General features: G+C 69.4%; 12 protein-coding genes and 1 tRNA gene. 9 read left to right on the top strand and 4 right to left on the bottom strand.

Annotated elements, in window-relative coordinates:
• The first annotated feature begins 32 nt into the window (after nucleotides 1-32).
• Together ACFC96_RS08880 and ACFC96_RS08875 are read left to right on the top strand one after the other, a co-directional pair.
• Complete coding sequence (locus ACFC96_RS08880) at nucleotides 33-2,069, top strand: amino acid permease (RefSeq protein ID WP_376266934.1); 2,037 nt, start codon at nucleotides 33-35, stop codon at nucleotides 2,067-2,069.
• A gap of 129 nt (nucleotides 2,070-2,198) precedes the next feature.
• Nucleotides 2,199-2,660 carry a hypothetical protein gene (locus ACFC96_RS08875; RefSeq protein ID WP_376611027.1) on the top strand — a complete coding sequence of 154 codons (462 nt, stop codon included), beginning with the start codon at nucleotides 2,199-2,201 and terminating at the stop codon, nucleotides 2,658-2,660.
• Nucleotides 2,661-2,730: 70 nt separating this feature from the next.
• Here the strand turns inward: ACFC96_RS08875 and ACFC96_RS08870 are convergent.
• Nucleotides 2,731-2,804: transfer RNA gene (locus ACFC96_RS08870), tRNA-Met, on the bottom strand.
• Between the two features lie 83 nt (nucleotides 2,805-2,887).
• On the bottom strand, nucleotides 2,888-4,252 hold the full coding sequence (locus ACFC96_RS08865) for an FAD-dependent oxidoreductase (RefSeq protein ID WP_376611025.1): 1,365 nt from the start codon (nucleotides 4,250-4,252) through the stop codon (nucleotides 2,888-2,890).
• A 458-nt stretch (nucleotides 4,253-4,710) separates the two neighbouring features.
• Between ACFC96_RS08865 and ACFC96_RS08860 the strand changes: the two genes are divergently transcribed.
• Complete coding sequence (locus tag ACFC96_RS08860) at nucleotides 4,711-5,571, top strand: alpha/beta fold hydrolase (protein ID WP_376611023.1); 861 nt, start codon at nucleotides 4,711-4,713, stop codon at nucleotides 5,569-5,571.
• A gap of 72 nt (nucleotides 5,572-5,643) precedes the next feature.
• Here the strand turns inward: ACFC96_RS08860 and ACFC96_RS08855 are convergent, their stop codons facing one another.
• Nucleotides 5,644-6,033, bottom strand: coding sequence for a hypothetical protein (locus tag ACFC96_RS08855; RefSeq protein ID WP_376266858.1), 390 nt, complete (start codon nucleotides 6,031-6,033; stop codon nucleotides 5,644-5,646).
• Between the two features lie 119 nt (nucleotides 6,034-6,152).
• On the bottom strand, nucleotides 6,153-6,608 hold the full coding sequence (locus ACFC96_RS08850) for a MarR family transcriptional regulator (RefSeq protein WP_340458707.1): 456 nt from the start codon (nucleotides 6,606-6,608) through the stop codon (nucleotides 6,153-6,155).
• A gap of 271 nt (nucleotides 6,609-6,879) precedes the next feature.
• Here ACFC96_RS08850 and ACFC96_RS08845 point away from each other — a divergent pair, with 271 nt between their 5' ends.
• The 6 genes from ACFC96_RS08845 (at nucleotide 6,880) to ACFC96_RS08820 (ending at nucleotide 12,168) form a co-directional block, all read left to right on the top strand.
• A complete protein-coding gene (locus ACFC96_RS08845) occupies nucleotides 6,880-8,328 on the top strand; it encodes an MFS transporter (RefSeq protein ID WP_376266861.1) in 1,449 nt (482 codons plus the stop codon).
• Between the two features lie 147 nt (nucleotides 8,329-8,475).
• Nucleotides 8,476-9,246 carry an SDR family NAD(P)-dependent oxidoreductase gene (locus ACFC96_RS08840; protein ID WP_376611021.1) on the top strand — a complete coding sequence of 257 codons (771 nt, stop codon included), beginning with the start codon at nucleotides 8,476-8,478 and terminating at the stop codon, nucleotides 9,244-9,246.
• A 132-nt stretch (nucleotides 9,247-9,378) separates the two neighbouring features.
• Entirely contained in the window at nucleotides 9,379-10,005 is a 627-nt protein-coding gene (locus ACFC96_RS08835) for a pyridoxamine 5'-phosphate oxidase family protein (protein WP_376266866.1), read from the top strand.
• A 101-nt stretch (nucleotides 10,006-10,106) separates the two neighbouring features.
• Nucleotides 10,107-11,000: an RNA polymerase sigma factor SigF gene (locus ACFC96_RS08830; RefSeq protein ID WP_340461117.1), complete on the top strand. Its 894-nt coding sequence runs from the start codon at nucleotides 10,107-10,109 to the stop codon at nucleotides 10,998-11,000.
• A 17-nt stretch (nucleotides 11,001-11,017) separates the two neighbouring features.
• Nucleotides 11,018-11,374, top strand: coding sequence for a PRC-barrel domain-containing protein (locus ACFC96_RS08825; RefSeq protein WP_376611019.1), 357 nt, complete (start codon nucleotides 11,018-11,020; stop codon nucleotides 11,372-11,374).
• 101 nt (nucleotides 11,375-11,475) lie between these two features.
• A complete protein-coding gene (locus tag ACFC96_RS08820) occupies nucleotides 11,476-12,168 on the top strand; it encodes an alpha/beta hydrolase (RefSeq protein WP_376266871.1) in 693 nt (230 codons plus the stop codon).
• Nucleotides 12,169-12,202: the final 34 nt, after the last annotated feature.

The raw sequence follows: 12,202 nt of genomic DNA, 5'->3' as shown, positions 1-12,202 counted from the left end.
ACCGTCCGCCATACGCTCACGCAGTGTTCAACATGCCCGCTCTGGTCAAACGCCTGGTCATCGGCCGCGCCATGCGCAGCGAGGAGCTGAGCGAGACACTCCTTCCCAAGCGCCTCGCCCTGCCCATCTTCGCCTCCGACCCGCTCTCGTCGGTGGCGTACGCGACCCAGGAGATCCTGCTCGTTCTCACCCTGGGCGGACTCGCCTACCTGCACTTCACGCCGTGGATCGCCGCGGCCGTGGTGGCGCTGATGGCGGTGGTCGTGCTCTCGTACCGGCAGGTCGTGTACGCGTATCCGAGCGGCGGCGGCTCCTACGAGGTCGCGTCCACCAACCTGGGGTCCTCGGCCGGTCTCGTGGTCGCCGCCTCGCTGCTGGTCGACTACGTGATGACGGTGGCGGTGTCCGTCGCCTCCGGTGTCGACAACATCATCTCGGCGCTCCCGGCACTGAACGACTACCGCGTCCTGCTGGCCGTCGGTTTCGTCGCCCTTCTCACCGCGATCAATCTGCGGGGCGTACGCGAGTCGGGCAAGACCTTCGCCGCACCCACCTACCTCTTCGTCGGCGGCGTACTGATCATGGTGATCACCGGCCTGATCCGGTACGCCCTGGGGGACGCGCCCGTCTCCGAGACCGCGGCGTACGGCATCACGCCCCAGAAGTCCGACACACATCTCGCGGGCCTGGCCCTGGTGATGCTCGTGCTGCGCGCCTTCTCTTCGGGGTGTACGGCGCTGACCGGCGTGGAGGCGATCTCCAACGGCGTACCGGCCTTCCGCAAGCCCAAGTCCAAGAACGCCGCCGCGACTCTGGTGGCCATGGGCGTCATCGCCGTCGTCATGTTCGTCGGTGTGACGGCGCTCGCGCTGATCAGCAAGGTGCACATCACGGACGACGCGTGCCGGCTGACGGGACTCGACGGGGACTGCGGGAGCTACACGCAGCGCACGGTCATCGCGCAGGTGGCGGCCGCCGTGTTCGGTGGTGAGCACAGCGTCGGGTTCTTCTTCATCCAGGCCGCCACGGCTCTCGTCCTGATCCTGGCCGCGAACACCGCTTTCAACGGCTTCCCGATGCTGGCCTCGATCCTCGCCAAGGACCGTTTCCTGCCGCACCAGTTGCACAACCGGGGCGACCGGCTGGCCTTCTCCAACGGCATCCTCGCGCTGGCCGTCGTCGCCGCCGCGCTGCTCTGGGGATTCAAGGCGAACGTCACCAGCCTGATCCACCTATACATCCTGGGCGTGTTCACCTCGTTCACCCTGTCCCAGCTGGGCATGGTGCGGCACTGGAACCAGGAGCTGGCGACCGAACACGACCCCGCGGCCCGCCGCCGCCACCACTCCGCCCGCGCGATCAACACCGTCGGCGCGTGCGTCACCGGCCTCGTCCTGCTGATCGTGCTCGTCACCAAGTTCACCGAGGGAGCCTGGCTGGCCGTGCTCGCCGCCACGGTGCTGTGGCTGATGATGCGCGGCATCCGCCGCCACTACGACACGACGTCCGCCGAACTGGCCGTCGAGGACCCGCACGCCGAACTCGTCTCCCCCTCAAGGGTCTTGGCGATCGTCCTGGTCTCCAGGCTTCACAAGCCCACGATGCGCGCCCTGGCCTACGCGCGGGCCTCCCACCCCGACCGGCTGGAGGCGCTGACCGTGTCCGTCGACCGCGACGAGGCCGCCGCCCTGCGCGAGAGCTGGGACGAGTACGGCATCGACGTACCGCTGAAGGTCATCGACTCCCCGTACCGCGAGGTGACGAGGCCCGTCGTCGAGTACGTGCGCGCCATCCGCCGGGACAGCCCCCGCGACATCGTCGCCGTCTTCATCCCGGAGTACGTGGTCGGTCGCTGGTGGGAGAACCTGCTCCACAACCAGTCGGCGCTCTGGCTCAAAAGCCGTCTTCTGTTCACGCCCGGCGTGATGGTAACGAGCGTGCCCTGGCAGCTCACCTCGTCCGCGCACGCCAACCGCCCGGTGCGCCGGGCACCCGGTTCCGTGCGCAGGGGCGAGCCTCAGCGCCCGTGGGCCGGTGCGGGCCGATCGCGCGGCACCGGGCACGACTGACGAACCGAGGTACGCCATCGATTCGGTGTCGCACGGCGCCCCACAGACGGCATTCCGCCAAACCTGACGCAAATGGGCATTGGACCGGCACCCATCAACAGGTAAGCAGGGGGCATGTACCTTCTGCCGATGAAATTTGGACCGCTCAACGCAAAAATCGAAGTCCTAGTAGTGGCCCTCATCCTCTTCGCCGTCGTCTTCCTCTGGTTCAAGCGCTTCCTGCCCCGCATCAACGAGGTGCTGGCCGAGCGCGCCGACCGTACCGAAGGCGCCCTGGAGCGCGCCGAGGCGATCCGGGCGGAGGCCTCCGCCGAGCACGCCGGCGCCCAGGCCCTGCTCGCCGAGGCCCGTCGCGACGCCGCCAGGATCACGCAGGCGGCACGTGAGGAAGGTGCGGCGCTGATAGCTGCCGCCCGTGAGGACGGACTGCGCGAACGCGAGACGCTCCTCGCCGACGGCCAGACCCTGATCGAAGCCGAACGGGCCGCGGCGGAGGCCGAACTGCGCCTCACCGTCCCCGAACTGGCCGCCGAACTGGCGAGCCGCATCATCGGGGAGCGCGTCCCGGCGAAAGCTCCGACGAACCCCTGAAACGCGCTCGCCGCACGGAGCCACCACGCACCAGGGCCCGGATCCATCGGATCCGGGCCCTGGTCGGCAGTAGCGGGGACAGGATTTGAACCTGCGACCTCTGGGTTATGAGCCCAGCGAGCTACCGAGCTGCTCCACCCCGCGTCGGTAGACACCACCGTACGCCATCGGAGCAGCTACTTCTGACCACCACCTGCCAGGACGGCAGGCACCGCCACCGCCAGGGGCTACGCGCCACTCGCCCTGAGCATGTCCTCACGCTCGACGATCTTCACGCGCGCACGGCCCTCCGGCTCGCCCAGCGCCTTCTCCGCGGCGTCGAGGCGGTACCAGCCGTCCCATGTCGTGTAGCGCACGTTCCGCTCCTCGAGGAACGCGTCCACGGCCTCCGGGTCGGGCGCGGAGGGGGTGCTCAGGCGGCCGTTCTCGCGGTCGTCCAGGAGGCTGGCGACCGTCTCGTTGGCGTCGCCCTTGGTGTGGCCGATCAGGCCCACGGGGCCGCGCCGGATCCAGCCGGTGACGTAGGTCGACTGCAGGTGCTCGCCGGACTCCTCGATCACCCGGCCGGCCTCGTCCGGAACGGTGCCCGACGCCAAGTCCCACGGCAGCTTGGGGAGTTCGTCGGACAGGTAACCCACGGCGCGGTAGACGCCCTTGACGTCCCAGTCCTTGAACTCGCCGGTTCCCTTGACGTTGCCGGTGCCGTCGAGCGCGGTCCGCTCGGTGCGCAGGCCGGTCACTTCGCCGTTCTCGCCGAGGATCTCGGTCGGGGACTCGAAGAAGTGCAGGAACAGCTTGTGCGGCCGGTTGCCGACGTCGCGGATGGCCCAGTTCTCGAGGGTCTTGGCGACCATGTCGGCCTGCTTGTTGCCGCGCCGGGTCGCGATCGAGCCGTCGTCGTAGTCGATGTCCTCGGGGTCGACGATGACCTCGATGTTCGGGGAGTGGTCGAGCTCCCGCAGCTCCATCGGGCTGAACTTCGCCTGCGCCGGACCGCGGCGGCCGAAGACGTGGACCTCCAGGGCCTTGTTCACCTTGAGGCCGTCGTAGACGTTCGGCGGGATCTCGGTCGGCAGCAGCTCGTCCGCGGTCTTGGCCAGGATGCGGGCCACGTCGAGCGCGACATTGCCGACACCCAGGACCGCGACCTTCTCCGCTTCGAGCGGCCAGGTCCGCGGCACATCGGGGTGACCGTCGTACCAGGAGACGAAGTCGGCTGCGCCGTACGAGCCGTCGAGGTCGATGCCCGGTATGTCGAGCGCGCGGTCGGCCGTGGCTCCCGTGGAGAAGATCACGGCGTCGTAGAACGAGCGCAGGTCGTCCAGGCTGATGTCGCCCGGGTAGTCGACGTTGCCGAAGAGACGGATCTGCGGCTTGTCGAGGACCTGGTGCAGGGCCGTGATGATGCCCTTGATCCGCGGGTGGTCCGGCGCGACGCCGTACCGGATGAGACCGAACGGGGCCGGCATCCGCTCGAAGAGGTCGATGGACACACCAGGGTCTTCGGCCACCGCGGATTTCAGCAGCGCGTCAGCGGCGTAGATACCGGCGGGGCCGGCTCCCACAACGGCTACCCGCAGAGGGCGAGGCATGATCAGGTTCCCTTCGTGGCATGGGCACTCATCGGGAATCCTAAACTAAGGCAAACCTTAGTTAGTAGTCGGGCTGGGTCTATGACCCCATAAGGCGACCTTATGGCTTCCTGCGGGTGCGCCTTATGGCCCGCCTCGCGCATCCACGGGGTTGTCCTAGGGGTACCACCCGGCAGGGTGCCCGCAAGAAGTGGCCCGGCGTCGCCGGAAAAACGGCAACCGCTGGCGCGAGGGCCGGCAGGTGAAGCGGCAGTATTGCCGCCGCGGCCGCCCGGCCCCGAATTCTGTTCCCGCGCAGCGAGGTCGACTGGTAGCGTCCCGTGCACGTATTCGACCGAGGAGGTGAGTCCCGTTACCGCTGTATCAGGCTGGGTGCTCTCCTCCCGCGCGGTGGTGCGGTTCACCTGACATAGGTGGCTCCGGGAGTGCCCGCAGGCATCCCGAAAGGCAATGAACCTATGCGACAGCTCCCCCTCGACGACGTCACCACCTTCTCCGCGCACGACGGCACCAAGCTCGCGTACCGCACCTTCGGCGACGGAACTCCCTTGATCTGCCTGCCCGGTGGACCTACGGATTCCGAGTATCTGGGCGATCTCGGAGGCCTGGGCGCGCACCGGCAGTTGATCAGGCTCGACCTTCGGGGCACGGGCCTGTCGGGCGTACCGGAGGATCCGACGTCGTACCGCTGCGACCGGCTCGTCGACGACATCGAGGCCCTGCGCGAGCATCTCGGTCTGGAACGGATGGATCTGCTCGCACACTGCGCCGGCGCGAATCTGGCCGTCCTGTTCGCGGGCCGCCACCCGGAACGCATCAGCAGCCTCGCGCTGATCACGCCCAGCGTCCGGGCGGTCGGCCTCACGATCACGGGCGATCTGCGGACCGAGACCGCGCGGCTGCGCCGGGGCGAACCATGGTTCCCGGCGGCGTTCCGGGCCTTGGAGGCGGTCGTCGCCGGCAACGCGACCGATGAGCACTGGAAGGCCGTCGCCCCGTTCTCGTACGGCCGCTGGGACGCAGCGGCGCAGGCGCATCAGGCCGCCGGGGACGAGCGGATGAACGGGGAGGTGGTGGCGGCCTACGGCGCCGCGGGTGCCTTCGACCCCGATGCCGCGCGCGCCGCGCTGGCGCGGTTCACGGCTCCGGTGTTCCTGCTGGCGGGCGAGGTCGACCTCGGGGCGCCTCCGCGCACCACGGCCGCGTTCGCGCGGCTGTTCCCGGACGCCGAGTTCGTCGTCCAGGCCGGAGCCGGACACTTCCCGTGGCTCGACGACGCGGACCGGTTCGTGACGGCCACGGCGGGCTTCTTGGGGTAGCCGGAGAGGGGCGTCCGGACGTCCGGGGCCTACGGCCCACGGACCAGTGACGCGAACGCACCCCTCCGCAGGTCAGTTGTCGGAGTAGCTGAAGTCGCCCACGGTCCAGGCGCTCACGTCCTGGATCGCGACGCGGTACATGCCGCCCGTCTCGGGGATGCCGACGGTGCCCTGAAGGATCCGGGCCACATGGAAGTGCAGATGGGTGGGGGCGAGGCCGTCACCGGCCCCGCCCCGCTTCCGTTCATCGGGCTTCTCGCCGGCGGTGAAGATCTCCGAGAAGGAGCCGAGGCGGTCCGAGTCCGTCAGGACCTCCGAGACGCGCTGCCTCCACACGGCCTCCGGGGCGAGGCGTCCGGTGATCACAGCACCGCTGGTCACCACAGTCAGGGACATCTGATTGCTCTGCCCGGACTCCACCATGCCGGCGATATCGACGAGCAGTTCGTCAGGGTTCGACATGAGAGCGGATTCTAACGGCAGACACCTCCCGGGAAGGCTCCGACGCCCCAACTTCCCCGGGGGCAGGGCATCAGCGGTTCGGGCTCACCTGCTCCGCCTCACGCGCTCCGCCGCACACGTCACGGCCGGGGCCACGGCCGGCCGCCCAGGCGTTCGATGTCCATGTTGAAGCGCCTCAGGTAGGTGGTGAAGGCCGCGATGTCCTCGTCCGCCCAGTCGGCCATGACGCGGTCCAGGCTGCCCACGATGTGGTCGCGCTCCTCGTCGAGGACGCGCGCGCCCTTGTCCGTGATGCGGAACTTGCGGGCCATGCCGCCCTCGGGATCAGGGATGCGCTCCACCAGTCCGGCACGCATCGCGGCGGCGGTCTGCCGGTTCAGGGTGGAGGCGTCGAGCCCGAACGCGTCGCTGAGCTCGCCGATGGACATGGGCCCCTGCATGCGAATGCGACTCAGCAGGATGTAGGCGCTGCGCTCGAGAGTGCCGTTCTCGGGGCGCCCGCCTTTGTGGTGAACGAGTCCGTGCCGGCTGAGCAGCATCTGCTCGTACTCGAGCTCGTACGTGGGCCTGGCCATGCGTCCGCTGCCTCCTGCTGTCGTTCCGCGGCGTCGCACCGCGCGTTCGTGCACACCCCCGCGCCCATCGTCCCACAGCCAAATGTATCCACCACACAATGTGCTCCATGCATTCAATGTGTACGATGCACAACGCGCCTCGGTGACCCGACGGACCTGCCGACCGGCAGCCGACCGACCTCACCGCCGACGCCCCAGATCCCTGCAGACGCCCACCCCACCGATGCCCCCGCAGGCACCCGAATCCCGCAGACACGCAAGGAGCCCCTTGATGGACGCCCCCCAGCCGACGGCACGCGCCGGCGGCGTGGTCGCCACTCTGGCTTTCGCCGGTACCACAGCCGCGATCATGCAGACCCTGGTCACCCCGCTCATCGCGGAGCTGCCCAGGATCCTTCACACCACGTCGTCGAACGCCGCCTGGGTCATCACCGTGACCCTGCTGGTGGGAGCCGTGTGTGTGCCGGTCACCGGACGACTCGGCGACCTGCTCGGCAAGCGCCGCATGCTGCTCGTCTGCTCGGTCCCGCTCATGGCGGGCTCCGTGGTGTGCGCGCTGTCGTCGTCCGTCGTGCCCATGATCGTCGGACGCGGCCTGCAGGGCATGGGGATGGGCATGGTGCCGCTGGGCATCGCCCTCCTGCGGGACGTGGTGGCGAAGGAGAAGCTCAGCTCCTCGATCGCCCTGGTCAGCGCGTCCATGGGCATCGGTGGCGGCCTCGGCCTGCCCATCGCCGCCGCGGTGGCCCAGTACGCCGACTGGCGCGTGCTGTTCTGGGGTTCGGCCGTCCTGGCCGCACTGATCGCCACCCTGATCTGGTTCCTCATCCCGGACGTCCCGGCGAGCGCCAAGGGTCAGCGCTTCGACACACCCGGCGCGCTCGGCCTCGGCGTGGGCCTGGTCTGCCTCCTCCTCGCGGTCTCCAAGGGCGCCGAATGGGGCTGGGGATCGGCGACGACGCTCGTACTCTTCGCCGCGGCCGTCCTCGTACTGCTGGGCTGGGGCTGGTGGGAGACACGTACCCGTGACCCGCTGGTCGACCTGCGCACGACGGCCCGGCCCCGCGTGCTGTTCACGAACGTCGCCTCGATCTTCGTCGGCTTCAGCATGTACGCGAGCATGCTCGTGATCCCGCAGCTGCTGCAGTTCCCCGAGGCCACGGGGTACGGCCTGGGTCAGTCGATGCTCGCGGCGGGCCTGTGGATGGCGCCCGGCGGCATCATGATGATGATCGTCTCCCCGCTCGGCGGGAAGCTCACCGATGCCCGGGGCCCGAAGTTCACGCTCATCAGCGGTGTCCTGGTGATCGCCGCCGGATACGGTCTGTCGCTCGTGCTGATGGGCTCCGGCCTGGGTCTCATGGTGGTCTGCATGGTCATCAACAGCGGCGTCGGACTCGCGTACGGCTCCATGCCCGCGCTCATCATGAGCTCGGTCCCGCTCTCGGAGACCGCCGCCGCCAACGGCTTCAACACGCTGATGCGCTCCCTCGGCACCTCGGTCGGCGCCGCGGTGATCGGCGTGATCCTCTCCCAGATGACGACCACCATGGGCGGCTACAGCTTCAGTTCCGAGGCCGGATTCCGTACGGCTCTGATGGTCGGCGGAGGCATCGCGCTCGTCGCCGCGCTGATCGCCGCGGTCATCCCGGCCGTCCGTGCCACCCCCGTCGGAGCGGGCACCGAACCGGCTGCCGCACCGGCCGAGGCCAAGGCGTAGACGGGGTCGGAGAAACTGGACTTGCGGGTCCAATTTCATCGGAGCACAGTCGGCCCCACGGTCCGCCGAACGGACCGCCGAGCCAGGTCGGGCGGTGTTCCCGACCGGCTCGGTCAGCGGGAGAACCAAGACCGAGGAGAGCCGGCCATGACTGGACGACTGCAGGACAAGACCGCACTCGTCACGGGGTCGACCAGCAACATCGGAAAGGCGATCGCCGAGGCGTTCGCCGCCGAGGGGGCCCACGTCGTCGTGTCGGGGCGCGACAGGGAGCGCGGCGAGCGCGTCGTCGAGGGCATCCGTGCGGCCGGAGGGCGGGCCGACTTCGTCGAGGCCGACCTCGACGGCAGCGCGGACGCCTCCCGCCGCCTCGCGGAGCGGGCCCGCGAGGCGGCGGGCGGGCGCCTCGACGTGCTGGTGAACAACGCGGGCATCTACCCGCCCGGAACCACCACCACGACGGACGAGAAGACCTTCGACCAGGTCTACGCGGTGAATGTGAAAGCGCCCTTCTTCCTGACCGCGGATGTCGCCCCGGAGATGGCACGGAAGGGCGGCGGAGTCATCGTCAATCTCGGCTCCTGGATCGCCCGCCTGGGCATCCCCGTGGGGTCGCTCTACAGCTCCACCAAGGGAGCCATGGAGACGCTCACGCGCGCGTGGTCGGCGGAGTTCGGCCCCCAGGGGGTGCGGGTGAACGCGATCTCGCCGGGCGTGATCGTCCCCCGCGCCCCCGAGGGCGGCGAGCCGCATCCGGGCGAAATCATGATGAAGGGGACGCCGTTCGGCACGATCGGCACGCCCGATGCCATCGCGTACGCCGCGGTCTGGCTGGCGTCGGACGAGTCGGCGTTCGTCCACGGTACGGTCGTGGACGTCGACGGCGGCCGCGTCGGCACCGCCGTGATCGCCGCGTAGCACCGGCCGGCACCCGTTCCTGGCGGAACCGTCCCGTCCGCGTATCGTCAATGGCCTAGCGTGGCCCCACAGTTCGAGTGGGCGCCACGCTCGCTCGTTGTCCGCCCCCGGCGATTGAGACGTGATCACGGCATGCCCCTCCGCCCCCACACCCCCCGCCCCGTGCCCTCCCAGGGCGAGCGCGCCCTGCAGGCCCACATGGGTACGAGCGAGCGCGCCGACGACTTCTACGACCGTCAGGTCCAGCCCCGTCTGACGCCGGCGATGAGTGATTTCGTCGCCCGGCAGACCATGGTGTTCCTGTCCACGGCGGACACACGTGGTCACTGCGACGCCAGTTTCCGCGCCGGACCGCCCGGGTTCGTCGCGGTCCTCGACGACCTCCACCTGGCCTACCCGGAGTACCGGGGCAACGGAGTCATGGCCAGCGCGGGCAACATCACCGAGAACCCCCATGTGGGCCTGCTCTTCGTCGACTTCACCCATGACCACATAGGGCTGCACGTGAACGGATCGGCCCGACTGGTCGGCGATCGTGAGCTACGGGCCGCCTTTCCCACGCTGCCCAGGGATCCGGCCCCCGGGCGGCAGGCCGAGATGTGGATACACATCACCGTGCACGAGGCGTACGTCCACTGCTCCAAGCACATTCCCCACCTGGAACCCGCCCACCAGCCGAACCGAAGGGCCCCTGGACGCCCCAAGGACGGCGACTACTTCACCGAGCAGATGTCCCACGCCTACCTGGGACAGAGATAGGTCAAGTCCCAGTCGGTCCACGCCGCTTCCACCGATGGAAGGCATATCGGGAGCGGGCGAGGGCACACGCTCTCCACGGGGCCGACACGAAAGGCAGGGACATGACGGCAAGTTCGGTGCACGCTCATGAAGATGCGCGAGCGCAGGCCACGACGACGCACGACGCCGACGAGACCGTCGGCGCGGGTGAGCTTCCGTGGGTCGAAGACGCCGGCAAGGTCGCGCCCAAGGACGCACGGGATCTCTCCAAGGTGTTCTTCGAGCAGCTCCAGGTACTCGAAGAGGGCACCGAGGACTACCAGTACGCCCGTAACACGCTGATCGAGATGAACCTGTCCCTCGTCCACTTCGCGGCGTCCCGCTTCCGTCACCGTGGCAGTGGCGAGATGGAGGACATCGTGCAGGTCGGAACCATCGGTCTGATCAAGGCGATCGACCGGTTCGACCTGTCGCGCGAGGTCCAGTTCACCTCCTTCGCCGTTCCGTACATCGTCGGCGAGATCAAGCGCTTCTTCCGCGACACCAGCTGGGCCGTCCACGTGCCGCGCCGCCTCCAGGAGTTGCGCGTCGACCTGGCCAAGGGCAAGGACGAACTGGCCACCGTCCTGGACCACGAGCCGACCCCCAAGGAACTCGCCGAGCACCTGGAGATCAGCGAGGACGAGGTCATCGAGGGCATGGTCGCCTCGAACGGCTACACCGCGGGGTCCATCGACATGCCGAGCGATCCCGGCGAGCACCCGACCGACGCCTCGAGGACGTTCGCCGACGTTCTCGGCGAGCCGGATCCGGCCATGGAGACCGTGGAGGACCTCCACACACTGGCGCCGCTCCTGGAACAGCTCGACGGCCGTGAGCGCCGCATACTCGAGATGCGGTTCGGCCAGGAGATGACCCAGGCGGAGATCGGCGCCGAGATCGGCGTGTCCCAGATGCACGTCTCCCGGCTCCTGACCCGCACCCTCACCAAGCTCAGAACAGGCATGTTCGCCTGACACGGAGGGGCTCGACCATGATCAAGGTCGCGGATCTCCGCGAGTGGCGCTCCTACGACGTCGTCGACCCGGACGGCCGCAGGATCGGCACGCTCGAGGCGGTCTACGTGAACACCCGGACCGACGAGCCGGCCATGGCCACGGTCCTGATCGGCCTCCCCACGCGGCACAGGCTCGTCTTCGTACCGCTGGACGGCGCGGTCGTCGGGCCGACCTACGTCAAGGTCGACCACGCGAAGGCGCTGGTGAAGGAGAGCCCGTCGATCGGCACGGACGACGTGCTGCCCGCAGGGGACGAGGAACCCCTGTTCCGGCACTACGGACTGCCGTACGAGCCAGGGGCGAAAGGGGAGCGGCAGCTCGCCCGTCGCTGAGGCGCGCCGCCCCGCACCCATCCGTTCGGCCCGCGGCTACGGATTCGTCATGATGGCCTCGCGGCGCCGGGCCGCGGCCGGCACGACGAAGGGGAGACAGCGTGCTCGTATGGGACGACGATCCGCGATCGGCACTCACGGCACACGTGGGCGCCGAACCGCCGCGGGCCGCGGTGCTCCTCCTGCACGGTGGCCGCTCCGAGGGGACGGAAGCGGTGCCGTGGCTGAGTCTCGCGAGTGCGCGCATGCGTCCGTTCGCCCGGGCCGTAGAGCGGGCGTGCGAGGACCAGGGGCTGCTGGTGGGGAGCGTCCGCTATCGCTGCCGGGGCTGGAACGGTGACCGGGAGGATCCGCTGCGGGACGCGCTGCGGGCGCTGGACGAACTGGCCGTGCGCGCCGGAGACGTGCCGACCGTGCTGGTCGGTCATTCCATGGGCGGACGTGCGGCGCTGCGCGCCGGCGGGCATCGGCTCGTCCGAGGCGTGGTGGGACTCGCTCCGTGGTGTCCGGAGGGGGAGCCGGTGACGCAGTTGCGCGGCCGGCGCGTGGTGCTGCTCCACGGCGACCGGGACCGCACGACGGACCCCGCGGCCTCCGTCGACTACGCCGACCGGGCCTCCGCCGCGGGTGCCGAGGCGTGCACGCTGCTGATGCCGGGCGGCGACCACGCGATGCTGCGGCAGGCCGGTTCCTGGCACCGTCAGACCGGCCGGATCGTGAGCGGTCTGCTCGGGTTCGCGCCGCTCCCCACCGACGTCGACGACCGTCTCGCCCTCGACGGCCGTACGCCGTGAACGTTCTCGCCCGCATGACGTCGCAGGTACACCT

The sequence above is a fragment of the Streptomyces sp. NPDC055955 genome (assembly GCF_042270245.1).
Lineage (GTDB): Bacteria > Actinomycetota > Actinomycetes > Streptomycetales > Streptomycetaceae > Streptomyces.
The sequence above is the reverse complement of the archived record's forward strand: the minus strand, read 5'-3'. Positions and strand labels throughout refer to the sequence as shown.